The following is a 24,688-nucleotide window of genomic DNA, read 5'->3' as shown; positions in this document are numbered from 1 at the left end:
GTTAAAAAGACGCTCCGTATAGTGCGCGCCATCGACGACGCACTAGCGTTGCCGATACTGCCCAGATGGTGAAATTGGTAGACACGCCAGCTTCAGGTGCTGGTGACCGCAAGGTCGTGGAAGTTCGAGTCTTCTTCTGGGCACCAATTTCGAGCTTGAGATTAGATCAATTTCAAGGCTCACACAAAAACCCGCGAAAGCGGGTTTTTTGCATTCTAAACATCTGATTTATTAAATCTAAATCAGGGGTTTACAGATCAAAACGCTCTCCGTATAGTGCGCCACATCAACAGCGGAGACGCTGAAGATTATGCCCAGATGGTGAAATTGGTAGACACGCCAGCTTCAGGTGCTGGTGACCGCAAGGTCGTGGAAGTTCGAGTCTTCTTCTGGGCACCAATTCAAATTCAAGGTCACGATCTTGAATTTCACAAAAACCCGCGAAAGCGGGTTTTTGCGTTTCTGGCCTCCTGAAAAACAAGCCAACACCCGTTACCTAGTCAAAGGGCTTTTGTGGCGAGGGGATTTATCCCCGCTCGACTGCGCAGCAGTCGTAAACGTTTCAGGGCTGCTGCGCAGCCCAACGGGGATAAATCCCCTCGCCACAGAGATCACAAACCTCTAGCAAAACCCTCAGCACCCCGCAAGGCGCACTTGAGAAACAATATCGTTTATCATTGTTTCAAGTTTTTGCAATGCGACAGTGAGGAACCCTGCGAATGATGTTTCGAAATACCCTGCGCCGAGGCCTGACCTTCACCCTGCTCGGCCTGGCACTCGCCACTCCCCTCACCCAGGCTGCTGATCCAGTTTCCCTGACCCTCTACAACGGCCAACACAAGGAAGTCGGCGACGCCGTCGCCAAAGCCTTCGAAGCCAAGACCGGCATTCACGTCAATGTGCGCAAAGGCAGCAGCAACCAGCTCGCCAGCCAGGTCGTCGAAGAAGGCGATCGCTCCCCTGCCGATGTGATCTACACCGAAGAATCGCCACCTCTCAACAAACTCGGCGAACAAGGCCTGCTGGCCCAGACCGACGCCGCCACCCTCGCCGTCCTGCCGAAAGACTACGTTGCCGGCAATGGCACCTGGATCGGCATCACCGCCCGGGTTCGCGTGGTCGCGTTCAACCCGAAACTGATCGATGAAAAAGATCTGCCGAAATCGGTGATGGAATTCTCCGACCCGAAATGGCAAGGAAAGGTCGGCTTTGTGCCTACCAGCGGCGCGTTCCAGGAACAGGCCGTGGCAATCATCAAAGTGCATGGCATGGACGCGGCTGAAGAATGGCTGACTGGCCTGCGCGCATTCGGCAAGACTTACAGCAACAACATGGTTGCGCTGAAAGCAGTGGAAAATGGCGAAGTCGCCACTGTCTTGGTGAACAACTACTACTGGTTCGCCTTGCAGCGGGAAAAAGGCCAGCTCGATTCGAAACTGCATTACTTCACCGGCGGCGACGTCGGCGGGCTGATCACTGTTTCCAGCGCCGCCGTGCTGAAATCCAGCAAACATCCAAAAGAAGCCCAGCAATTCCTCGCTTACATGGCCAGCGAAGAAGGCCAGCGCGTGATCACTCAGACCACCGCCGAATACCCGCTGCACAAAGGCATGGAATCGGATCGCGGCCTCAAGCCGTTCAGCGAACTGCAAGCGCCGAAAGTCACCCCGGCCGACCTCGGCAATGCCGAAGAAGCCCTGGACCTGGAACGTGACGTTGGCTTGAACTGATGAGCGCATCGTTATCCGCCCCCGCCTCGCGCGGGGGTTACGTACCACGGCGAAAGCGCCCGTCTATCTGGCTGCTGCTGCCGGTGTTGCTGCTGGTGGTGCTCAGCCTTTTGCCGCTGGCGTATGTCGCGCTCAAGACCTGGCAAGCCGGCTGGGCCGAGGCGCTGCATCTGCTTTGGCGGCCTTATGTGTTCGGGCTGCTGCGCAATACGTTGGCGCTGATGATCGGCGTGACCGTTGCGTGCGGCGTGATCGGCCTATCCCTGGCCTGGTTGCTGGAACGCAGCAATCTGCCGGGCCGGCGTTTGTGGGGCGTAATTCTGTGTTTGCCGTTCGCCGTGCCCGCATTCGTCAGCAGTTTTACCTGGGTGTCCCTGAGCGCGCATTTCGAAGGCTTGGGTGGGGCGATCCTGGTGATGACCCTGTCCAAGTATCCACTGATATTCCTGCCGGTCGCGGCAACCCTGCGCAATCTTGATCCATCCCTAGAGGAGTCCGCACGGACCCTTGGGCAGAATCGCTGGGGTGTATTTTTCAGAGTCACCCTGCCACTGCTCTGGCCTTCATTGTTGGCCGGCTCGCTGCTGATCGCCCTGCACATGCTGGTTGAATTCGGTGCCCTGTCGATCATCGGCTTGCAAACCTTCACCACCGCGATCTATCAGCAATTCGAACTGGAATTCAGCAACGCCAATGCGGCGATGCTGTCGGCGGTGCTTCTGGCGCTGTGCCTGGTGTTGTTGTGGCTTGAGCTGCGAGTACGCGGCAAAGGTCGGCATGTGCGCACCGGCCAGGGTGCCGCGCGGCGTGCGGAGCAGGTTCGACTGGGGCCCTGGACGGTCGCCGGACAGGTTTACTGTCTGGCACTGGCGATCATCGGCAGCGGCATTCCGCTGGGGATGTTGGCGTACTGGCTGGCGGTAGGTTCTTCGGCGGCATTTCCGATGGCGGCGATCAGCGAAGCACTGCTGTCTTCCTTGGCGTTGTCCCTGGGCGGCGCTGCGCTATGCCTGGTTTTGGCGGTGCCGGTGGGTTTGCTGGTGGTGCGCCATAAAGGCCGACTGGCGATCTGGGCCGAGCGCTTGCCGTATCTGCTGCACGCGCTGCCAGGCCTGGTGATTGCGCTGACGCTGGTGTATTTCGCCCTGCACTACGTGCCTGCGCTTTACCAGACTTCGGCGTTGCTGTTGATCGCTTATGCGTTGCTGTTTTTGCCGTTGGCCCAGGCGCCGATTCGCACGGCACTGAACAAGGCGGCACCGCAACTGGAAGAGGCTGCACGCACGCTGGGGGCGTCGTCGCTCAGTGCGTTTTGTCGGGTGACGCTACCGATCATCTTTCCGGCGCTGGGTGCAGCGTTTGCGCTGGTGTTTCTGGATGCGATGAAGGAACTGACGGCGACGCTGTTGTTGAGTCCGACCGGACTCAATACGTTGGCGACGGAGGTTTGGGCGCATACCGCGAATGTGGAGTTTGCGGCGGCGGCGCCATATGCGGCGTTGTTGATTCTGGTGTCGGGGTTGCCGGTTTATCTGCTAACGACCCGGATGTATTTGAGCCGTTGAGATGGCCTGCGCGAGCAAGCCCGCTCCCACATTAGTTCCAAGGTGTTCACACATTTTGTGTCCACCAACAATCACTGTGGGAGCGAGCTTGCTCGCGAAGAGGCCAGCCAGAACAATACAAATCCTAAGCCCTGAACTGCCCCAGGCTCGCCTTCAACTGCGCTGCCAACCCATCCAGCACCTTGCCGCTGGCCGTGGTCTCTACCACCGCCTGAGCCGCTTTCTCGGCCTGCGCATGAATGGTCTCAACCCGACCGCGCACCGCCTGCGCGCCTTGCGCCTGATGCGCCGCTGCCTGCGTCGCCAGCCCAATCGCCGCATGCACCTGCTCGACCGACGCCTGCACCGATTGCTGCAACCGCGCACTGTCGCGCAACACCAGCAACCCTTCATTGGCCTGGCGCCCGGCCTGACCGATCGCGGCCACCGCCTCACGCGCGCCTTGCTGCAGGGCCACGATGTGCGCCTGGATGTCGCCGGTAGAACTCTGGGTCTTGCTCGCCAACGCCCGGACTTCGTCCGCCACCACGGCAAAGCCGCGACCGGTCTCACCGGCACGCGCCGCTTCGATGGCGGCGTTCAGTGCCAGCAGGTTGGTTTGTTCGGCGATCCCGTGAATCACCGTCAGCACCACTTCAATCTGTTCACTCTGCTGCGCCAACCGCTCGATGACTTTCGACCCGGTATCGACCTGCCCGGCCAACGCCTCGATCAGGCTGCCGACTTTCGCAGAGGTCCGGGTGTTCTCATCGGTGGCCGAACGAATGTCCACCACCTGCTGCAAGGCCGCCTGCATGGCGTGGCTTTCTGACTGCGCTTCATCCGCCATCTGCGACAACGCGCGCAGGCTCTCGGCCACTTCATCGCGCTGCATGCCCGCCGCCGCGTCGGCACCGGCATTGCGCAGGGTCATGGCGCCGATTTCCACGCCAGTGCGCTGGGCCACATCGCCCGCTTCGCGCACGATCGGCTGCAACTTATCCACAAAGCGATTGACCGCCGCGGCCATGTCGCCGATTTCGTCCTTGCTGTTGATCTGCACACGCTTGGTCAGGTCGCCCTCGCCCGCAGCCAGATCATCCATTGCAGCGATGAGCATCTTCAAGCGATTGACCACTCGACGGCCCAGCACAACAGCGAGCAACAGCAGCACACCGCAACCAACCAGCGCCAGGAACATCCCGATGCGCCAGCGCAACGTCGATGCCGCTTCCTGCACGGTGCTTGTGGTATTGGCTTTCATTTCAGAAGCCGTGGCCTGCGCGGACGTCAGACGAGCACGCATTGCGGTGGCACTGTCGGCAGCCGCGCCTTTGAGGCTGTCGCCGACTAGCTGATCACCGCTGGCGATCAGCGCCGCAAACCGTTTATCCAGGGCGGCGAGATCGGTTTCCACCGAGGCGGTCGAGACGCCCATCAAGACTTTGCCAATTTCCACGCCGTTTGGGTTGATCGAGGCTTCGAGGTAGTAGACCGACGGATCGTTCTTCGCCGCATCCAGCACTTTGTCCAGCGCACGCTCGCCCTGGCCTTTCTCGAGGAGCGCCTTGTTGATCGGGTTTTCGCGATTGAGGTAGCGAGTCAGGTGCTGACCCGTCGCGTCGTCATACACCACGAACAACACGTTGGGATTGCGCTGGGCCCGACGGGCGAATTCGGACAGGGTTGGAACGTCGCTGTCCCACATGGCACGCGGGGCGACCGACGCCAGCAGTTGCGCCATGTCGTTGGCCGAATCCTTGAGATCCTTCTCCAACGTCGCACGCAATTGCATCTGCTCGTCTTTCAATCGGGTAGACAGGCCAGCAGTGAGTCGCTGGCGGGTACTGGTGGACAGATTGTCCAGGCTTGACGTGACTTCACGCCCTGCCTGCTCAAGTTCGCCAGACAGCTTTTGACTGTCAGCACCCAGGCGAGCAGCCAAATCGGCTTCAAGCGCAGTCACCGTGCTCCGAGTCAGGGCAACAGCCACCAGCACCTGCACCAAAAGGGCGATACCAAGGGTAACGAACACAGGCCGCAACAAACGGCTTTGTAACAATGAGAGAACGGCCGACACTTGGAATCCCTCTGCTTTGGCGCCATTAAATTGATGGCGCACTGGAAGCGATGCTTTTATTCAACATCACAGCAAAGGTCATGCCGTCCGGCAGACAGAAACGACAAAGGGTCCAATCAAGGACCCTTTGCTTTTTACATCAACGACTTATTAAGCGAACGGATGACGCAAAACGATGGTTTCGTTGCGATCCGGGCCCGTCGAAATAATGTCAATCGGCGCACCGACCAACTCTTCAACGCGCTTGATGTAGTTGCGAGCAGCTTGCGGCAGCTCTTCCAGCGTCTTGGCGCCGACGGTGGATTCGGTCCAGCCTGGCATCTCTTCGTACACCGGCTCCAGGCCGATGTAGCTGTCGGCGTCAGTCGGTGCGTCAATCACTGCACCATCCTGGTTCTTGTAGCCAACGCAGATGTTGATGGTTTCCAGACCGTCCAGCACGTCCAGCTTGGTCAGGCACAGGCCCGAGATGCTGTTGACGTCAATAGCGCGACGCAGGATGACGGCATCGAACCAGCCGCAACGACGGGCGCGGCCGGTGGTAGCGCCGAACTCGTGGCCACGCTTGGCCAGGAATGCACCAACGTCGTCGAACAGCTCAGTCGGGAACGGACCCGAACCGACGCGAGTGGTGTAGGCCTTGGTGATACCCAGGATGTAATCCAGGTACATCGGACCGAAACCCGAACCGGTGGCAATGCCGCCCGCGGTGGTGTTGGAGCTGGTGACGTACGGGTAGGTCCCGTGATCGATGTCCAGCAGGGAGCCCTGGGCGCCTTCGAACATGATGTCTTTGCCAGCGCGACGCAGCTCGTGCAGCTCGGCGGTGACGTCGAGCATCATCGGCTTGAGCAGCTCGGCGTATTCCATGCACTCGTCGAGAGTCTTCTGGAAGTCGATCGCAGGTTCTTTGTAGTAATTGACCAGGACGAAGTTGTGGTAGTCCAGCAACTCGCCCAGCTTGGCGGCGAAACGCTCACGGTGGAACAGGTCACCGATGCGCAGGCCACGACGTGCAACCTTGTCTTCGTACGCCGGGCCGATGCCGCGACCGGTGGTACCGATCTTCAGCTCGCCACGGGCCTTTTCACGGGCCTGGTCCAGCGCTACGTGGTAGGACAGGATCAGCGGGCAGGACGGGCTGATACGCAGGCGCTCGCGCACCGGTACGCCTTTCTCTTCCAGCTTGATGATTTCCCGCAGCAGAGCGTCGGGTGCAACCACCACGCCGTTGCCGATCAGGCACTGCACGCCTTCGCGCAGCACGCCCGACGGGATCAGGTGCAAAACGGTTTTTTCGCCATCGATCACCAGGGTGTGACCAGCGTTGTGGCCACCCTGGTAGCGCACTACGGCGGCAGCATGTTCGGTCAGCAGATCAACGATCTTGCCTTTGCCCTCATCACCCCATTGGGTGCCCAGGACTACGACATTCTTACCCATAACACTTGTCCTCATTCGCGCAAACTTGGTGCCGGCCGCGGCCGGCAGGAAAACTCAAGAAGCCAGTGGCGATACTTGCCAAAGCCCGTTCTGCTGGATCAATTGCCGGTCGCAGTCCGCTTCACGGGCGGCGGCCAAAGGTTGTCCAGGCAACGCCTGAACAACACGCTGACCCTCACTGCGCAACTGGCAAACCTGCTGCCAGAGTGCCGCATCCGTACTGTCAGGCATCCAGATACCGCCAGACGGTAGCTCGATCTCAGCACGCCCCAGGGTCACCAGGGTTTTCAAATCGGTGGAGAAGCCGGTTGCCGGACGAGCGCGACCGAAGTCGGCGCCGATGTCGTCGTAACGACCGCCCTGGGCAATGGACTGGCCAACACCCGGCACGAACACCGCGAACACTACACCGGTGTGGTAGTGGTAGCCGCGCAACTCGCCCAGGTCGAAGTAAAGCGGTAATTCCGGGAAACGCGTTGACAGACGCTCGGCAATCGCCAGCAAATCGTCCAGCGCCGCCAGAACCGGCGCCGGCGCATTCGCCAGACGCTCGCGGGCAGCGCTCAATACTTCACGACCGCCACACAAATCGACCAACGCTCGCAGCATGCCCGACAGATCGGCAGGCAAGCCTTCGGTCAAGGTAATGACCTCGTCGATTGCCTTGCGTTGCAACGCATCGAACAACTGTTGTTCAACCTCACCGGACAAACCGGCCGCACGGGCCAGGCCACGGTAGATGCCGACATGACCGAGATCCATGTGCACATCCGGCACATCGGCCAGTTGCAGCATGGCCAGCATCAGACTGATGACTTCCACGTCGCTGCTCGGGCTGGCATCGCCGTACAACTCGGCGCCCAACTGGATCGGGCTGCGCGAGGACGACAAGGCACGTGGCTGGGCATGCAGCACGCTGCCGGCATAGCACAGGCGGCTCGGGCCTTCGCGACGCAGGGTGTGCGCGTCAATGCGCGCCACTTGCGGCGTGATGTCAGCACGGAAACCCATCTGCCGGCCCGATTGCGGGTCGATGACCTTGAAGGTACGCAGATCGAGGTCCGAGCCCGCGCCGGTCAGCAGGGATTCCAGGTACTCGATATGGGGAGTCACGACAAACTCGTAACCCCAGCTCTGGAACAGATCCAACACCTGACGACGCGCGACTTCAATGCGCGCCGCCTCTGGTGGCAGTACTTCTTCGATGCCATCTGGCAGCAGCCAGCGGTCTACCGTTGCCATTACGCCATTCCCCTATGATCCGGGCGGCCAGCCGTTGGGCGAGCCTTGAGTGAAGCAGAAAATGATCGGCTCATGTGCAAACCACGCGCATAAACAACGAGGCGAAAAGCCTGAAACCGGCTTCGCCAACCACTTTCCTCGAAAAACCTGTCGAGTCATTCAACTCGGGCGCCCGCTTAAAAACAGCAATCAAACGTGCAGACGCAAAAAAGCCGGGAATTTCCCGGCTGCCGCATCATACACACGTTTTCCCAAAGGATCACCCCGCCCGAGGCTTTAGCCGCCAGGCGGGGGATGATTCAGGTCAACGCAGTATCAAGGCTTGGCTTTTTCCAGGTAACGGAAGAAGTCGCTGCTTGGGTCCAGGACCATGACGTCGGATTTGTTCGCGAAGCTTTCTCGGTAGGCACGCAGGCTACGGTAGAAACCGTAGAACTCCTGGTCCTGGCCGTAGGCCTTGGAGTAGATCGCAGCAGCCTGGGCATCACCGTCACCGCGAACCTCTTCAGATTCACGATAGGCTTCAGCCAGCAGCACGCGGCGTTGACGATCGGCGTCGGCACGGATGCCTTCCGCCAGCTCGTTACCCTTGGCGCGGTGCTCGCGAGCTTCACGCTCACGCTCGGAGCTCATACGCTCGAACACACTGCGGTTCACTTCCTTCGGCAGATCGATGGCCTTGACCCGGACATCGACAACTTCGATGCCCAGCTCTTTTTCCGCCATCGAGTTTAACGAAGCAGTGATATCGGACATCAACGCGTCACGTTCACCAGAAACCACCTCGTGCAGCGTGCGCTTACCGAATTGGTCACGTAGACCCGATTCCAGACGACGGGAAAGACGCTCATCGGCAATCTGCTTCAGACCGGAAGTCGCGGTGTAGAAGCGCTCGGCATCTTTCACGCGCCACTTGGCGTAGGCATCGACCATGACGGCCTTCTTTTCCAGCGTCAGGAAGCGCTGTGTTGGCGCATCCAGTGTCATCAGGCGGGCGTCGAACTTGCGCACCTGGTTAACGTAAGGCACTTTCACATGCAGGCCCGGCTGAACATCGGCCTGAACCACGCGACCGAACTGCAGCAACACCGCACGCTCGGTCTGAGCCACGATGTAGAAGCAGTTCCAGGCAGCGATGGCCACGACGACGCCGACAATAAGGGCGATCAGCGATTTATTGCTCATCAGCGACTCTCCCTGGTACGAGATGGCTGTTGCTGCAGATCAGCTGCCGCACGCGCATTCGCTTCATTGCTGGTGGCTGCCGCACCGGTCACCGGAGCGCTGGTGCTGCGACCACTTTCGACCATCTTGTCCAGCGGCAAGTACAGCAGATTGCTCTGGCCATTCTTGTTGCCGGTCACGAGCACCTTGCTGGTATTGCTGAAAACTTCCTGCATCGTGTCCAGATACAGACGCTCGCGGGTGACTTCAGGTGCCTTGCGATACTCGCTCACCAACTTGGTGAAACGATCGGCCTCACCCTTGGCGCGCGATACCGTTTCGTCGCGGTAACCATTGGCATCTTCAAGGATACGCTGGGCCTGGCCACGGGCTTCCGGCACGACACCGTTGGCGTAGGTTTCAGCCTGGTTGCGCGAACGCTGCTCGTCTTCACGGGCACGAATCACGTCATCGAAGGCTTCCTGAACTTCGCGCGGCGCAGCTGCGTTCTGTACGTTGACCTGAGTGACGGTGATGCCGGTGCGATACGTATCCATGAAGCGTTGCAGACGCTCCTTGATTTCGCTGGCCATCAATTCACGACCTTCGGTCAGCACCTGGTCCATCGCGGTGGAACCCACCACATGGCGCAAGGCACTTTCAGTCGCGTGTTGCAGGCTGATTTCCGGCTGATCGACGCTCAGCACGAAGTCCTGCAGGTTGCTGATCTTGTACTGCACGGTCAGCGGCACTTCGACGATGTTCTCGTCCTCAGTGAGCATTTGACCCTGCTTGGTGTACGCACGCTCACGCGTGACGTTTTCCAGGTACTTTCGATCGATCGGCGGGAAATAGATGTTCAGGCCCGGGCCGACGGTTTCGTAGTACTTGCCGAAGCGCAGCACCACAGCTTGCTCCTGCTCGTCGACTACATAGACCGCGCTGTACAGCCACACGGCCGCCAACACGACCAGGCCGATGCCGAGCAGGCCGCCGAAGCCGCCACTCTTGCCCGATCCACCACCGTCATCACCACGTTTCTTACCACCACCGAACAACCCATTCAGGCTTTCCTGCAGCTTTCGGAAGGCCTCGTCGAGATCCGGTGGTCCCTTGCGGTCGCCGTTATTGCGGCGCTTGCCACCCCAAGGATCCTGATTATTCGAGTTGCCACCCGGCTCATTCCAAGCCATAGCGCTCTCCATCTGATAAAGCAAAGACGCACCCACGGCGCGCCGACCAATGCTACAGAATGCCTGTCACCGCGGCACAACCGCTTTCTCAGGCTTTTATTGCAAAGTGTGTTGCTCGATAAACTCCGTCGGCACAACGCCTTCACGGCTGACCAGTCGATTGAGCTCTGAGCGAGGCAATCTAACGGCCAGCAAGCTGACACCTTCTTCGTCGTGTTCTTCTTTCTGAACCGCGCCCAGCTCGAAAAACTGTGCACGCAGTCGCGCAAAACGCTGAGGCAAGCGCAAGGTACCGATAAACAACTCACTGCCCAGCAACTCGGCAATGGCTTGCTCAAGCAATTCCAGACCACTGCCATCACGCGCCGACAGCCAGACCCGTTGAGGCTTGCCGTTTTCGTCGCGCTGGATTTGTGGCTCAACGCCTTCAAGCAAATCGAGTTTGTTATAGACCTCGAGGATCGGCAAGTCCTGGGCACCAATCTCGCCCAGCACCACCATCACCTGCTCGATCTGCAACATCCGATCTGGTTCGGCCGCATCAATCACATGCAACAACAGATCGGAGTTGCTCGACTCTTCGAGGGTAGACCGAAATGCCTCGACCAGCTTGTGGGGCAAGTGGCGAATGAAGCCCACCGTGTCCGCCAGGACAATCGGCCCCAGGTCGTCCAGTTCCAGACGGCGCAAGGTCGGGTCGAGCGTGGCAAATAGCTGGTCAGCCGCGTAAACGTCGGATTTCGTCACGTTATTGAAGAGCGTGGATTTACCGGCGTTGGTATACCCCACCAAAGACACGGTAGGGATATCCGCACGCATACGGCCACGTCGCGACTGTTCGCGCTGGCTGCGCACTTTTTCCAGCCGGCCTTTGATCTGTCGCAGGCGAACCCGCAGCAAGCGGCGGTCGGTTTCCAGCTGGGTTTCACCCGGGCCACGCATGCCGATACCGCCACCTTGACGCTCAAGGTGAGTCCAGCCACGAACCAGCCGGGTGCTCATGTGGTCAAGCTGGGCCAGTTCGACCTGGAGCTTGCCTTCATGGGTACGGGCGCGCTGGGCGAAAATATCGAGAATCAGACCGGTGCGGTCGATCACGCGACACTCGAAAACACGTTCGAGGTTACGTTCCTGACTGGGCGTGAGGATGTGATTGAAGATCACCAGATCGGCCTTTTCGGCATGGACCAGGTCGCGCAGTTCCTCGACCTTGCCGCTACCGATCAGGAATTTGGCGGTTGGCCGATGACGCGGCACGTTAAAAAACGCAACGGTCTCGGCGCCGGCCGAATTAGCCAATTCCTGAAACTCCTGCGGATCTTCGCGCGCCTCAGGGTCCTGTCCATCCAAGTGAACGAGGATCACTCGCTCACCACCACCGTGGCGCTCAAAGAACAAAGGAGACTCCTATCAGGCGTTACCTGGCTCAGCGTCACCTGCTTCGGATTCGGTTGCGCTAGGCAGACGAATTGGACGAACCGGCACCACTGTAGAGATAGCGTGTTTGTAAACCATCTGGCTGACGGTGTTTTTCAGCAGGATAACGAACTGGTCGAAAGACTCGATCGTGCCTTGCAGTTTGATCCCGTTGACCAGGTAGATGGACACCCCAACTTTCTCTTTACGTAAAGTATTCAAGTAAGGGTCTTGTAGCGAATGCCCTTTTGACATGTGCCGCACTCCTTTAAGGATTCAATATAAAAAATAGGTAAACAGATGGCTTGTGGCCGTCACACCCCCAAGGATAGACGGCAATTGCAAGGACTCAGCTCAATATGGAGATGGTCCCCAGGTATTTCAAGGCGCGCGGCAGATTGTCGCAATCCAGGCTGTCCAGCCAGTGTAAATCAGCCCAACTGCGCAGCCAGGTGAACTGACGCTTTGCCAATTGGCGCGTGGCAATGATTCCACGCTCCTGCATCTCGGCTTGTGTCAGCTTGCCATCCAGGTAGTCCCAGACTTGTCGGTAGCCTACCGCACGTATCGACGGCAACCCTGAGTGCAGGTCACTTCGCTTACGCAGGGCTACGACCTCGTCAATGAATCCCTGTTCCAACATAACTGTGAATCTTTGTTTAATTCGCTCGTGCAGTACTTGGCGATTTGCCGGAGCAATGGCCAAGTTCGCGACAGTATAGGGCAATTGTTGCAGTCCCGAAGCGGCTGCTTCAGTACTTTGCGCACTTTGTCTCAGTCGCAGCTCGGTCATGCTCTGACCGCTGACGCGATAAACTTCCAGTGCTCGACTGAGTCGCTGGGGATCGTTCGGATGAATTCGCGCCGCCGATACTGGATCAACGAGCGCCAATTGTTCGTGCAGGGCTTGCCAGCCAAGGCGTGCAGCCTCTTCTTCGATCTGCGCGCGAACCTCGGGATCGGCCGCCGGCATTTCCGCCAGTCCTTCGACCAAAGCCTTGTAGTAGAGCATCGTGCCGCCTACAAGCAGCGGAATTTTGCCCCGAGAAGTGATCTCGGCCATCGCCTCAAGTGCATCACGACGAAAATCCGCCGCCGAATAGCTCTCCGCCGGGTCGAGAATATCGATCAACCGGTGCGGAAACTCGGCCAGGATCTCTTTCGAAGGCTTGGCGGTGCCGATGTCCATGCCGCGATAGACCAGTGCCGAATCGACACTGATCAGCTCGCACGGCAGGACCTTGGTCAGCTCGATCGCCAGATCAGTCTTGCCCGCTGCGGTCGGGCCCATCAGGAAAATCGCAGGTGGAAGCTGGCTCATCAACGACCGCGCAGGAACAGTTTGTCCAGATCGTCCAGGCCCAGTTGGGTCCAGGTCGGTCGGCCATGGTTGCATTGACCGCTGCGCTCGGTGTTTTCCATGTCACGCAGCAGACCGTTCATTTCCGGCAGCGCCAGACGCCGGTTCGCCCGAATCGCGCCGTGGCAGGCCATGGTGCCGAGCAATTCGTTCAGGTGCGCCTGGATGCGGTCACTGGTGCCGTATTCCATCAGGTCCGCCAGCACATCACTCACCAATCGATTGGCTTCGGCCTGCTTGAGCAAGGCCGGGATCTGCCGGATCGCCAGGGTTTCCGGGCCGAGTCGCTGCAGCTCAAAGCCCAGACGCTGGAACCACGCGACGTTTTCCTCCGCGCAATCGCCTTCGCGCTCGCTCACCGCCAACGATTCCGGCACCAACAGCGGTTGGCCGCTCAGGCCTTCGCTGGCCATGGCGACTTTCAGCCGCTCGTACATGATCCGCTCGTGAGCGGCGTGCATGTCCACCAGCACCAGCCCTTGGGCGTTTTCCGAGAGAATGTAGATGCCTTTGAGCTGCGCCAAGGCGTAGCCCAGTGGTGGAATATCGTCCTGCCCGGCTGGAAGTGCAGCAGCGCTGGCTTCTGGCAGCGGCGCAAAAAACTCCTTGTACGCAGCCTGAGCCTCAGCCGCCGGTACGCCGGACTGAGGACGCGGCGTGTATTGATACTGATAACCGGCGCCGGCGCCTGAGCCTGCCGGCGTATTGAACGAAGGTTGCGCCTGCGGCTGCTCCAGCAACGCGTTGGCCGCCAGACGCATTTCACCTTGCGGACCGAACTCGCCCGCATCGATACCGCTCGGTCGAACGATCGCCGTCGCCACCGGTGCAGCCAGGTGATCATCCGGACGCACGTCGCCCAATGCGCGGTGCAAGGTGCCGTAGAGGAAGTCGTGAACCATGCGCCCGTCACGGAAGCGCACTTCGTGCTTGGTCGGGTGCACGTTGACGTCGACACCGGCCGGATCGACTTCGAAAAACAGCACGAACGTCGGGTGCCGACCATTGAACAGCACGTCGCGATACGCCTGGCGCACCGCGTGGGCCACCAGTTTGTCGCGCACGGCACGGCCGTTCACAAAGAAATACTGCAAGTCCGCCTGGCTACGGTTAAACGTCGGCAACCCGACCCATCCCCACAAGTGCAGGCCATTGCGCTCGATTTCGATCGGCATGGCCTGCTCGAGGAAACCCGAACCGCAGATGGCCGCCACTCGCCGGGCGCGGGCCGCGTCGTCATGGGCTTCGTGCAGGCTGAGGATGGTCTTGCCGTTGTGGCGCAAATGGAACGCCACGTCGAAACGTGCCAGCGCCAGACGCTTGATCACTTCTTGCAGGTGATCGAATTCGGTTTTTTCGGTCTTGAGGAATTTGCGCCGCGCCGGGGTGTTGAAGAACAGGTCGCGCACTTCTACCGAGGTGCCGACCGGATGGGCCGCGGGCTGGACGCGAGGCGCCATGTCCCGGCCTTCGGTCTCGACCTGCCAGGCCTGATCCGCATCCTTGGTGCGGGACGTCAGGGTCAGACGCGCCACGGAGCTGATCGAGGCGAGGGCTTCACCACGAAACCCGAGGCTCATCACCTGTTCAAGGTCTTCGAGGTTGCGGATCTTGCTGGTAGCGTGTCGCGCCAGGGCCAGCGGCAGGTCATCGGCAGAAATGCCGCTGCCGTCATCGCGCACCCGCAGCAGCTTGACGCCGCCCTGCTCCACATCGACATCAATACGCTTGGCGCCCGAGTCGAGGCTGTTCTCCAACAATTCCTTGATCACCGAAGCCGGACGCTCAACCACCTCACCGGCGGCAATCTGGTTCGCCAGTCGCGGGCTGAGCAGCTCGATGCGAGCCGTATGGGTCACCACCTGGTTCATTCTTTGGACGCCAGTTCTGTGCCGGGAATGGTCAGGGTCTGACCGATCTTCAGCTCGTCACTTTTCAGGTTATTGGCGCTGCGCAAGGTGGCCGGAGACACTTGATAACGCACGGCAATCATCGCCAGCGTCTCGCCCGGATTCACCCGATGGTCACGTGGACCCTGGGCGATCTTGCCGGAATCACGCAGCCAGGCAATGTAGGTGCCCGGTGGCGGGTTCTGCTGGAAGAACTGGCGCACGCCGCTGCTGATCGAACGCGCCAGCGCTTGCTGGTGGTTCGCTGCGGCCAGTTTGGAGGCTTCGTTGGCGTTGGAGATGAACCCGGTTTCCACCAGGATCGACGGGATGTCCGGCGACTTCAGCACCATGAACCCGGCCTGCTCTACGCGCTGTTTGTGCAGCGGCGTGACGCGACCGATGTTGCTCAAGACTTTCTGGCCAACGTTCAGGCTGGACGTGAGGGACGCAGTCATCGACAAGTCGAGGAGCACGCCCGCGAGCATGCGGTCCTTGTCGTCGAGGCTGACATTGCCGGCACCGCCGATCAAGTCGGAGCGGTTTTCGCTATCGGCCAGCCAACGCGCCGTCTCCGATGTAGCGCCGCGATCAGACAGGGCAAACACCGACGCACCGAACGCAGCCGCCGAAGGCGCGGCATCGGCGTGGATCGAGACGAACAGGTCGGCGCCCTTCTTGCGGGCGATTTCGGTACGGCCGCGCAACGGAATAAAGTAGTCGCCGGTGCGGGTCAGTTCGGCGCGGAAGCCTTTCATGCCGTTGACCTGGCGTTGCAGTTCGCGGGCGATGGCCAGCACCACGTCTTTTTCACGCTGACCGCGAGAGCCGGAGGCACCCGGGTCTTCGCCGCCGTGGCCGGCGTCGATCACCACGATGATGTCGCGCTTGCCGGCAGGCGCAGGCGGCAGCTTAACGGCGGGTTCGACCGGAGTCACCGGCACCGGGGCCACCGTCGCGACGTTGGTCGGCGGCGGTATCGGCGCGGCATCGGCGGCGTTATCGAACAAGTCGACCACCAGGCGATTGCCATATTGGGCGTTTGGCGCCAGGGTAAAACTTTTTGGCGTGACGGCTTTTTTCAGGTCGATGACCACCCGCAGGTCGGTCGGCGTGCGTTGAGCCGAGCGCATGGCGGTGATCGGGGTATTGGCGCTGTTGACGTTCAGCGGCGCGCCAAGGGTGGCGCCATTGATGTCGATCACCAGCCGATCCGGGGAGGTCAGGGTGAAAACACTGTGTTGCACCGGCCCGGTCAAGTCGAACACCAACCGTGTGTTGTCCGGCGCCCGCCACAGGCGAACGCTGTTGACCTTAGTCTCGGCCACAGCGTCGACGGTCACCGCCAAAAACAACATCCCTACGGCAGCTACCATCGCGCGAAAGCGCATACCTGACCCCATCATTTAATTGGTTTCCAATGCCAAAGCGGCACACCAGGACTCGCCGCGCGAGCCTTGGGACAAAATTTTCAGCGAACGCCCGCTGTCTTGCGGGCTAATGGTAATGGTCAGGTCGGGCTTTGGCAAAAAGCCTGCACCCTTCTGGGGCCATTCGATCAGGCACAACGCGTCGTCTTCGAAGTAATCGCGGATGCCGAGGAACTCCAGCTCCTCCGGATCGACCAGTCGATAGAGGTCGAAATGGAAGGCCCGGATGTCGCCGATCTCGTAGGGCTCGACCAGGGTGAACGTCGGACTTTTCACTGCCCCGACATGCCCCAAGCCACGGATGATGCCCCGCGACAGCGTGGTTTTCCCTGCCCCCAGATCACCTTCCAGAAAAATCAGACCGTGCCCTTGGGTGGTTTGTGCGATGCGTGCGCCAAATGCAGTCATCGCCTCTTCATCGGCCAGGTACAGGGTTACTTCAGACACGGTGTTTGCTCCTCCAACAACTGACGAATGGCAGGGATCAGATCACTGGCCGCCAGCCCGCGGCCCGATTTACCTTCTTGCGCGCCGGCATTGGCGTGCAACCAGACCGCCAGGCAGGCGGCGTCGAACGCGTCCATGCCCTGGGCCAGTAATGCGCCGACCAGACCGGCCAGCACATCACCCAAACCGGCGGTGGCCATGGCCGGATGGCCCTGATGACACAACGACAACCGCCCATCGGGGCTTGCGATCAAACTGCCGGCGCCTTTGAGAATCACCACAGCTGTATATTTTTTGCTCAAAGCGTGAGCGGCCGCCGGGCGATCAGCCTGAACCTCGGCAGTGCTTATCCCCAGCAACCGCGCCGCTTCCCCCGGATGCGGCGTAATCACGCAGTCCCTGGGCAAGTTCACGTGCTTGGAAGCCAGCAAATTCAATGCATCGGCGTCCCAGACTTGCGGCAACGGCGCATTGGCCGCCGCCGACAAAAGACTGCGCCCCCAGGCAGCCTGCCCGAGGCCCGGGCCGACCACCAGTACGGAAACCTTTTGCAGCAGTTCCATCAACTGATTGGCCGAGGAAGTGCCCAGCACCATGGCTTCGGGGATTCTCGCCAGTGCCGCAGGCACATGTTCACTGCGGGTTGCCACGGACACCATGCCCGCACCGCTGCGCAGGGCACTTTGTGCACTCAGCAGAATGGCGCCGCCGAAGCCACGGTCACCGCCGATCAGCAAGACGTGGCCGAATTTACCTTTATGAGACGTTGGCGCGCGGCCTGCCAGACGCGGCAGGTTACCGGCCGTCAGACGGAGAGCATCAATGTCGACCCCGTTAAAGGACTCGGGGGAGGCTTGCAGATCGTTGAACACCAGCTCGCCGACCACATCCGCCGCATCGCCCGTGAACAGACCCAACTTCAGACCAATGAAGGTCACGGTCAGATCAGCCCGAACTGACGAACCAAGCACGCGGCCTGTATCGGCAGACAAACCCGACGGGATATCCACCGCCGCCACCGGAAGGCCACTGGCATTGATCGCTTTGATCACGCTCGCGTAAGGTTCTCGCACTTCGCCTGTCAAACCGGTGCCCAGTAAGGCGTCCAGAACAATTCCACGCAACTCGGACTGCGCGCTCCAACCCTGAACGGCAACGCCTTCAGAAAGGGCCTTGGCATGGGCCAATGCCGCATCGCCCTGCAAATGTTGGGGATCACCCGCCGCCAACACCCGCACATGCCATCCGGCTCGCCGGGCCAATACCGCCACCAGATAGCCGTCTCCGGCGTTGTTGCCATGACCGGCGACCACCGTCAATTCATTCGCCGACGGCCACTGACGGACCAACGCGCGCCAGGTCGCCCGCGCTGCGCGCTGCATCAATTCGAAGCCCGGCGTGCCGGCCGCGATCAGGTTCGCATCGAGGGCTCGCACGTGCGCGGCGCTGTACAGCGCGTCGGGTAAATCATCTTTAGTGTGCGGCATGCGTCTTCGGGCTCCGATGTCTGGCAGAATTATACGCACCTCAGCTCCGGTTTCTCTCGCCTCATGCCCGCTATTACCACAGACCTGCCCGCCCTCGCCCAATCCATCAAGGACTGGGGCCGCGAGCTGGGCTTTCAGCAAGTCGGCATCAGCGGCCTCGACCTGGCTGAGCATGAACAGCACCTGGAGCGCTGGCTGGCGGCCGGCTACCACGGCGAAATGGAGTACATGGGCGCCCACGGCAGCAAACGCTCGCATCCCGAAGAGCTTGTCCCCGGCACGCTGCGCGTGGTTTCCCTGCGCATGGACTACCTGCCCGGCGACACCCAAATGGCGCAATTGCTGGCCCAACCGGAAAAAGCCTACGTATCGCGTTATGCCTTGGGCCGCGATTACCACAAATTGATCCGTAAACGTGTGCAACAACTGGCAGAAAAAATTCAGGCGGTCATCGGGCCGTTCGGTTACCGCGCCTTCGTCGACAGCGCGCCGGTGCTGGAAAAGGCCATTGCGGAAAAGGCCGGCCTGGGCTGGATCGGCAAAAACACCCTGGTCTTGAATCGCAAGGCCGGCAGTTACTTCTTTCTCAGCGAGCTCTTTGTTGATCTGCCGCTGCCTGTCGATCCGCCGCACAGCACCGAACATTGCGGCCGCTGCACAGCGTGCCTGGACATTTGCCCGACAAACGCCTTCGTCGGCCCGTACGTGCTGGACGCCCGGCGCTGCATCTCTTACCTGACCATCGAACTGAAAAGCGCGATCCCCGAAGACTTGCGGCCGCTGATCGGTAATAGGGTGTTCGGCTGCGACGACTGCCAGATCGTCTGCCCATGGAACCGCTTCGCCCGCCCGTCCGGCGAAAGCGACTTCAAGCCACGGCATAACCTGGACAACGCCGAGTTGGCCGAACTGTTCATGTGGGACGAGGATAAATTCCTCAGCAGCACCGAAGGTTCACCGCTGCGCCGCGCCGGTTACGAGCGGTGGTTGCGCAATCTGGCGGTGGGATTGGGGAATGCGCCGTCGAGCATTCCGGTGCTGGAAGCGTTGAAGGCGCGCCGCGACTATCCGTCAGAGCTGGTGCGTGAGCACGTCGAGTGGGCGTTGAAGCAACACGCCGAACGTCAGGCCTCGTCGTTGTAAACGAACTTCGGCATTTCCCAGTGAAAACGAATCGCCAGTAACCGCAGCAGGAAACCGCCAAACAAGGTGATCAGAATCGCCTGTTCGCCGGGTAATTGCAGATAAATGCAAAGCATGTAGCACCACGCCGCAGCGAACGAGACGCTGGCGTAGAGCTCGCGGCGGAAGATCAGCGGGATGTCGTTGCAGAAGATGTCGCGCAGGATGCCGCCGAACACCCCGGTGATCACGCCGCTGACCGACGCCACCAACATGCCGTGGCCCATTTCCAGGGCGGTCATGCAACCGATCAGGGTAAACGCCACCAGACCCACGGCGTCGAGCACCAGAAACAGTGACCGCAGGTGGCGCATCCAACGTGCAGCGAAGACGGTGAACATCGCCGCTATCGAGGTCAGCACCAGGTATTCCGGGTGTTTGACCCAAGTCAGCGGGTAGTGACCGAGCAACACGTCACGCACCGAACCGCCGCCGAGCGCCGTGATGCACGCGATCAGCACCACGCCAAACCAGTCCATGCCGCGACGTCCGGCGGACAGGGCACCGGTCATGGCTTCGGCGGTGATGGCGATCAGGTAAAGCATCAGCAACATGGTGGCGGTCCTTGCAGGAAGGCGCGCAGTCTAGCCATTTCGGTGCGGCACCAAAAGAGGGCAAGAACGCATTACACGCAACCTGTGGCGAGGGAGCTTGCTCCCGTTGGAGCGCGAAGCGCTCCCCGGCATTCTTCCAGTCACACCGCATTTGCAGGTTTTACGACTGCTTCGCAGCCGAGCGGGAGCAAGCTCCCTCGCCACAAAGGCCTGGCCCCATCAGAACTTGATGAAATGCTTGCGGTAGTGCTGCAGCTCGGCGATGGATTCGCGGATGTCGTCCAGCGCCAAGTGGGTGCTGCCTTTTTTGAAGCTGTCGCGCACGTCCGGCGCCCAGCGTGCGGCCAGCTCTTTGAGCGTCGACACGTCGAGGTTGCGGTAGTGGAAGAAGCTCTCCAGGGATTTCATGTGGGTATAAAGGAAGCGACGGTCCTGGCAGATGCTGTTGCCACAGATCGGCGACTTGCCCTTCGGCACCCATTGTTCCAGGAAGGCGATGGTCTCGGCTTCCGCTTCAGCCATGCTGATACGGCTGTCGCGAACTCGCTGGGTCAGGCCCGAGCCGCCGTGTTGACGGGTGTTCCACTCGTCCATGCCGGCGAGGATCTCGTCGCTGTGGTGAATGGCGATCACCGGCCCTTCGGCCAAAGTGTTCAGGTCACTGTCGGTGACGATAGTGGCCATCTCGATGATGACGTCGGTATCCGGGTTCAGACCGGTCATTTCCAGGTCGATCCAGATCAGATTCTGCGGGTTTTGCATGTGTCGGCTCCTAGGCAATGCTGCGCAGTTTAGCCTAGGGCGGCGCCCGGGCGTGCTAAACTCGCGGCCGTTTTACCTAATCGCTGCATTCTTGATACGGAACACCCATGGCCAAACGCCAACTCAATCGTCGTCAAAACTGGCGCATCGAAAAGATCCAAGGCGAACGCGCTGCCCGCGCCGCCAAACGCGAGTCCTCGGCTGTCGAGGCACTTGAGGGCGGCGACCTGGGTCCGGAACAGACCGGCCTGGTGATCGCGCACTTCGGTGTGCAGGTCGAAGTCGAAGCCCTTGAAGGCGAGCTGGCCGGCGAAGTGTTCCGTTGTCACTTGCGCGCCAACCTGCCTGCGCTGGTGACCGGCGATCAGGTCGTCTGGCGTGCCGGCAACCAGGGCATCGGTGTGATCGTGGCGCAACTGCCGCGTAAAACCGAACTCTGCCGTCCGGACAGCCGTGGCCAGCTCAAGCCTGTCGCGGCCAACGTCGACATGATTGTCATCGTCTTCGCCCCGCTGCCCGAGCCTCACGCGAACCTGATCGACCGTTATCTGGTCGCCGCCGAGCACGCAGGGATTCGTCCACTGCTGCTGCTCAACAAGTTCGACCTGATCGACGAGCAGAACGCCCCCGCCCTGAATGCCTTGCTGGCGGTTTACCGCACGCTGGGTTACCCGGTGCTGGAAGTCTCGGCGCACCACGGCAACGGCATGGAGCAACTTCAAAAACAATTGGACGGACGCATCAGCGTCTTTGTCGGCCAGTCCGGCGTCGGCAAGTCCTCGCTGGTCAACAGCCTGCTGCCGGAAGTCGAAGCGCGGGTCGGTCCGTTGTCCGAGCTGTCCGGCCAGGGCACCCACACCACCACGACCGCGCGGTTGTTCCACTTCCCCGGTGGCGGTGAGTTGATCGACTCCCCGGGTATCCGCGAATTCGGCCTTGGCCACGTCAGCCGCGCCGACGTCGAAGCCGGTTTCATCGAGTTCAACGACCTGATTGGCACCTGCCGCTTCCGCGACTGTAAACACGACCGCGAACCGGGTTGTGCATTGCTCAAGGCGCTGGAAGAGGGCCGCGTGCAGCAGCAACGGATGAACAGCTACCGCTCGATCATCGCCAGCCTGCCCGAAACCAGCTACTAAACAGACACTCCAGCCGCTCCGATGCAGACGGGGCGGCGGGTTGTTCGTTGCTTCCTGCAAATCCCCCGCCGATTAAACGTCAGACTGATCTGTAGGGCATTTTCGCGCCTGTTTGAAGGACCCGTCTCTTTAACCGCGCAGCCCTTGTTGCGGCCATCCAAGTGCATACATTCAAGCCCTCTTCGCACTCCGGCGATACCGAGGGATATCCATGCAAACCTATCATTTGTTCATCAGCCATTCGTGGAACTACTCCGATGCCCACGACAATCTGGTAAAGCTACTGACAGCGCACCCAACGTTCACCTTCAAGAATTTCTCCGTACCGCCGCATAACCCGATCATCGGCGCCCAGACCGACAAACAACTGGAAGAAGCCATCGAAAACAAGATCCGCCCCTGCTCGGCGGTGCTGATCATGGCGGGGATGTATTCCACCTACAGCAAGTGGATCAACAAGGAAATCGAGATCGCCAAACGGATGAACAAGGTGATCATTGCGGTCAAACCGTTTGGGGCAGAGCGGATTTCCACGGTGGTGCGTAATGCGGCGCACGCCGAATGTGCGTGGAACACCAACAGCATCATCAGTGCCATTCGCACTCACGCGGCGGGTTGAACCATGCGCAAGGGATTGTTCATCGGGATCAACCATTACGCCCACGTTTCCCCATTGAGCGGATGCAACAACGACGCGATGGCCATGGCCTCGGTGCTGGAGCGTCACGCCAACGGGCGGCCGAACTTCAGCAGCAAGGTGCTGACCTCAGCCGAAGATGACCTTTCGCTGACGGCGATGAAGCAGCACATCCAAAGCCTGTTTTCCGGCGATTGTGACGTGGCGCTGCTGTATTTCGCCGGCCACGGCCAGTTCGATACCAGCATCGACGAGGGGCTGCTGATCCCTCAGGACTTTGCACCGGGTGGCGACGGCATTCGCATCAGCGACATATTGAGTTGGGCGGACAACGCCCCACACATCAAGAACAAAATCATCATCCTCGACTGCTGCCAGGCCGGCGCAGCCGCCGCGATGCGCGGGTTACGCGGCGGCAGCAGCGTGATCGGCGAAGGCATGACCATTCTCACCGCCTGCAAAAAAGATCAGGTTGCACTCGAAGGTCGCGGCCACGGCGTGTTTACCGATCTGCTGCTGCAAGCGCTGCATGGCGGGGCCGCCAACGTATTAGGCAAGGTCACCCCCGGCAGCGTGTATTCGTTCGTCGACAATGCGTTGGGCGCTTGGGAACAACGGCCGGTGTTCAAGACCAACGTCTCGCAATTTGTCCCCTTGCGCGAGGTCACGCCCCTGATCGCCGAAGAGACCCTGCGCAAACTCAAGGACTGGTTCCCGGAGCCCAGCCATGTCTTTGCGCTCGACCCCAGCTACGAACCCACCGAAACATCGTTCGACCCGGACCACGGCGAAGTCTTCGCCCAGCTGCAAAAGTGCAATCGCCACAGCCTGATCGAACCGGTGGACGCCGAGCACATGTACTACGCCGCCATCCATTCCACCGGCTGCCGCCTCACGGCCCTCGGCGCCTATTACCGCGAACTCGCGATCAAGGGACATTTCTGATGCCTGTATTTATTAGTTACCGCCACACCGACCGCGTCCAGGCGATGGCCATCAATGCGCGCCTGAAACTGGCGAATATCAAGACCTATCTCGATGTGCTGGACACAGAATCCCAGCAGACCGACGACATTACCGCCGTCATCACCCGCAACATTACCGAATGCACGCACTTGCTGGCGGTGGTCTCGCAGGAGACTGCCATGTCCTGGTGGGTGCCGTTCGAAATCGGTGAAGCGACCATCAGTGATCGACGGATCTGCTCCTACAAGATCGGGGCCAGCGCGCTGCCGCTGTACCTCGATAAATGGCCGAAACTGAGCAACGATGTCGACCTCAACTTTTTCATCGATGCCTACCGCAAAGAGTCCATGTCCAAACGTTCAATAGGAATGGAGTCCTTCAGCGAATCCGTTCGCGGCACCTACAAGAGTGATGCCGACCTATTTCACGACCAGCTCAAGAACCGCATTCGTCGCGGCTTCTGACAGGCACAAAAAAGCCGCGATCATCTCGCGGCTTTCTGTTCTTCAGAGTACGGCTTTTTCCAGCTTACAGCCTAAGGCATCCAAGGCGTCACAGCCGTCTTGAATCAACATGTGCGCAGCATTGGCGAAATGCTCCAGGTCGTGACCTTCGGCGTCTTTTATACACAGGCACACGACGCTGTTGAGCAGGTTACGGGCGGCTTTGATTCGGTGAGTAGCGGTTTCAAGAAGGTCGGAAACTTTGGCTTCGGTGTCGATGAACAGCGTCGGGCCGACGCTGAAATTGCCTTGGAGCGGGTGATATTTGGACATGACTTGAATCTCATCTGATAGGTGAAACTCCCACCCTTTCGCGGCTAAACGAATTGGGGCGGTAGCTGTGCGCGGGTTAGCCGACCGGACAGATGAACCCGGCACACCCTGAGGTGTCCCACGCACAGCCACCATAGACATAGATGCCAGGCAGCAAAAACGCCGCGATTATACGGGCGCTTGTGCATCATCTGATACGACCGGCTAAAGTCGATCACCGATTTGTCGGCGACAGCGAAACTATAGG

The 24,688-nt window shown here is 60.1% G+C and carries 22 protein-coding genes and 2 tRNA genes; 9 read left to right on the top strand and 15 right to left on the bottom strand.

Features of this window, described 5'->3' with window-relative positions; all coding sequences use genetic code 11:
* Positions 1–59 precede the first annotated feature (59 nt).
* From DJ564_RS03730 to DJ564_RS03715, 4 genes are all read left to right on the top strand, one after another.
* Positions 60–146, top strand: a tRNA-Leu gene (locus tag DJ564_RS03730).
* A gap of 166 nt (positions 147–312) precedes the next feature.
* A tRNA-Leu gene (locus DJ564_RS03725) sits at positions 313–399 on the top strand.
* A 320-nt stretch (positions 400–719) separates the two neighbouring features.
* Positions 720–1,730, top strand: coding sequence for an extracellular solute-binding protein (locus DJ564_RS03720; RefSeq protein WP_109627707.1), 1,011 nt, complete (start codon positions 720–722; stop codon positions 1,728–1,730).
* Positions 1,730–3,295: an iron ABC transporter permease gene (locus tag DJ564_RS03715; protein ID WP_109627706.1), complete on the top strand. Its 1,566-nt coding sequence runs from the start codon at positions 1,730–1,732 to the stop codon at positions 3,293–3,295. The genes DJ564_RS03720 and DJ564_RS03715 overlap by 1 nt, the downstream gene beginning before the upstream one ends.
* Before the next feature lie 124 nt (positions 3,296–3,419).
* On the opposite strand, the gene DJ564_RS03710 is transcribed toward DJ564_RS03715, so the two are convergent.
* The 12 genes from DJ564_RS03710 to DJ564_RS03655 form a co-directional block, all read right to left on the bottom strand.
* Positions 3,420–5,354, bottom strand: a complete 1,935-nt coding sequence (locus DJ564_RS03710) for a methyl-accepting chemotaxis protein (protein ID WP_109627705.1) — start codon at positions 5,352–5,354, stop codon at positions 3,420–3,422.
* Positions 5,355–5,504: 150 nt separating this feature from the next.
* Positions 5,505–6,797 carry an adenylosuccinate synthase gene (locus tag DJ564_RS03705; protein ID WP_010464193.1) on the bottom strand — a complete coding sequence of 431 codons (1,293 nt, stop codon included), beginning with the start codon at positions 6,795–6,797 and terminating at the stop codon, positions 5,505–5,507.
* Between the two features lie 54 nt (positions 6,798–6,851).
* Entirely contained in the window at positions 6,852–8,039 is a 1,188-nt protein-coding gene (locus DJ564_RS03700; RefSeq protein WP_109627704.1) for an ATP phosphoribosyltransferase regulatory subunit, read from the bottom strand.
* Positions 8,040–8,354: 315 nt separating this feature from the next.
* Positions 8,355–9,224: a protease modulator HflC gene (gene hflC / locus DJ564_RS03695; protein WP_109627703.1), complete on the bottom strand. Its 870-nt coding sequence runs from the start codon at positions 9,222–9,224 to the stop codon at positions 8,355–8,357.
* A complete protein-coding gene (hflK, locus tag DJ564_RS03690; RefSeq protein WP_109627702.1) occupies positions 9,224–10,396 on the bottom strand; it encodes an FtsH protease activity modulator HflK in 1,173 nt (390 codons plus the stop codon). The genes hflC and hflK overlap by 1 nt, the downstream gene beginning before the upstream one ends.
* 96 nt (positions 10,397–10,492) lie before the next feature.
* Positions 10,493–11,794 (bottom strand): ribosome rescue GTPase HflX, encoded by a 1,302-nt coding sequence (hflX, locus tag DJ564_RS03685; protein WP_033055543.1) that lies wholly within the window; start codon positions 11,792–11,794, stop codon positions 10,493–10,495.
* A gap of 12 nt (positions 11,795–11,806) precedes the next feature.
* Positions 11,807–12,067, bottom strand: coding sequence for an RNA chaperone Hfq (hfq, locus tag DJ564_RS03680; protein ID WP_007902656.1), 261 nt, complete (start codon positions 12,065–12,067; stop codon positions 11,807–11,809).
* A 94-nt stretch (positions 12,068–12,161) separates the two neighbouring features.
* Positions 12,162–13,133 carry a tRNA (adenosine(37)-N6)-dimethylallyltransferase MiaA gene (gene miaA, locus DJ564_RS03675; protein WP_010464198.1) on the bottom strand — a complete coding sequence of 324 codons (972 nt, stop codon included), beginning with the start codon at positions 13,131–13,133 and terminating at the stop codon, positions 12,162–12,164.
* A complete protein-coding gene (mutL, locus tag DJ564_RS03670; RefSeq protein ID WP_109627701.1) occupies positions 13,133–15,043 on the bottom strand; it encodes a DNA mismatch repair endonuclease MutL in 1,911 nt (636 codons plus the stop codon). The genes miaA and mutL overlap by 1 nt, the downstream gene beginning before the upstream one ends.
* The gene (locus tag DJ564_RS03665; protein ID WP_371922072.1) at positions 15,040–16,419 is read right to left on the bottom strand and encodes an N-acetylmuramoyl-L-alanine amidase; all 1,380 of its coding nucleotides are present in this window, start codon (positions 16,417–16,419) and stop codon (positions 15,040–15,042) included. Before DJ564_RS03665 ends, mutL begins: the two co-directional genes overlap by 4 nt.
* A 48-nt stretch (positions 16,420–16,467) precedes the next feature.
* A complete protein-coding gene (gene tsaE / locus DJ564_RS03660) occupies positions 16,468–16,938 on the bottom strand; it encodes a tRNA (adenosine(37)-N6)-threonylcarbamoyltransferase complex ATPase subunit type 1 TsaE (RefSeq protein WP_109627699.1) in 471 nt (156 codons plus the stop codon).
* Positions 16,926–18,425 (bottom strand): NAD(P)H-hydrate dehydratase, encoded by a 1,500-nt coding sequence (locus DJ564_RS03655; protein WP_109627698.1) that lies wholly within the window; start codon positions 18,423–18,425, stop codon positions 16,926–16,928. The genes tsaE and DJ564_RS03655 overlap by 13 nt, the downstream gene beginning before the upstream one ends.
* Before the next feature lie 63 nt (positions 18,426–18,488).
* Between DJ564_RS03655 and queG the strand changes: the two genes are divergently transcribed.
* Entirely contained in the window at positions 18,489–19,568 is a 1,080-nt protein-coding gene (gene queG, locus DJ564_RS03650) for a tRNA epoxyqueuosine(34) reductase QueG (protein WP_109627697.1), read from the top strand.
* On the opposite strand, the gene DJ564_RS03645 is transcribed toward queG, so the two are convergent.
* Both DJ564_RS03645 and orn read right to left on the bottom strand, forming a co-directional pair.
* Positions 19,550–20,161 (bottom strand): trimeric intracellular cation channel family protein, encoded by a 612-nt coding sequence (locus DJ564_RS03645; RefSeq protein ID WP_007945604.1) that lies wholly within the window; start codon positions 20,159–20,161, stop codon positions 19,550–19,552. The two genes, queG and DJ564_RS03645, sit on opposite strands and share 19 nt — an antisense overlap.
* Positions 20,162–20,380: 219 nt before the next feature.
* The gene (gene orn / locus DJ564_RS03640; protein ID WP_056746367.1) at positions 20,381–20,923 is read right to left on the bottom strand and encodes an oligoribonuclease; all 543 of its coding nucleotides are present in this window, start codon (positions 20,921–20,923) and stop codon (positions 20,381–20,383) included.
* Positions 20,924–21,030: 107 nt separating this feature from the next.
* Here orn and rsgA point away from each other — a divergent pair, with 107 nt between their 5' ends.
* The 4 genes from rsgA (at position 21,031) to DJ564_RS03620 (ending at position 24,129) form a co-directional block, all read left to right on the top strand.
* A complete protein-coding gene (rsgA, locus tag DJ564_RS03635; RefSeq protein WP_010464204.1) occupies positions 21,031–22,062 on the top strand; it encodes a small ribosomal subunit biogenesis GTPase RsgA in 1,032 nt (343 codons plus the stop codon).
* Positions 22,063–22,273: 211 nt separating this feature from the next.
* Positions 22,274–22,681 carry a TIR domain-containing protein gene (locus DJ564_RS03630; protein WP_109627696.1) on the top strand — a complete coding sequence of 136 codons (408 nt, stop codon included), beginning with the start codon at positions 22,274–22,276 and terminating at the stop codon, positions 22,679–22,681.
* 3 nt (positions 22,682–22,684) lie between these two features.
* Positions 22,685–23,644: a caspase family protein gene (locus DJ564_RS03625; protein WP_010464207.1), complete on the top strand. Its 960-nt coding sequence runs from the start codon at positions 22,685–22,687 to the stop codon at positions 23,642–23,644.
* Entirely contained in the window at positions 23,644–24,129 is a 486-nt protein-coding gene (locus DJ564_RS03620) for a toll/interleukin-1 receptor domain-containing protein (RefSeq protein WP_109627695.1), read from the top strand. The genes DJ564_RS03625 and DJ564_RS03620 overlap by 1 nt, the downstream gene beginning before the upstream one ends.
* A 42-nt stretch (positions 24,130–24,171) precedes the next feature.
* Here the strand turns inward: DJ564_RS03620 and DJ564_RS03615 are convergent, their stop codons facing one another.
* Entirely contained in the window at positions 24,172–24,441 is a 270-nt protein-coding gene (locus DJ564_RS03615; RefSeq protein ID WP_109627694.1) for a hypothetical protein, read from the bottom strand.
* Positions 24,442–24,688: the final 247 nt, after the last annotated feature.

Source organism: Pseudomonas sp. 31-12, assembly GCF_003151075.1.
In the GTDB taxonomy this organism is placed as follows: domain Bacteria; phylum Pseudomonadota; class Gammaproteobacteria; order Pseudomonadales; family Pseudomonadaceae; genus Aquipseudomonas.
Note: the sequence above shows the minus strand (reverse complement) of the source record. Positions and strands in the feature narration are given on the sequence as shown.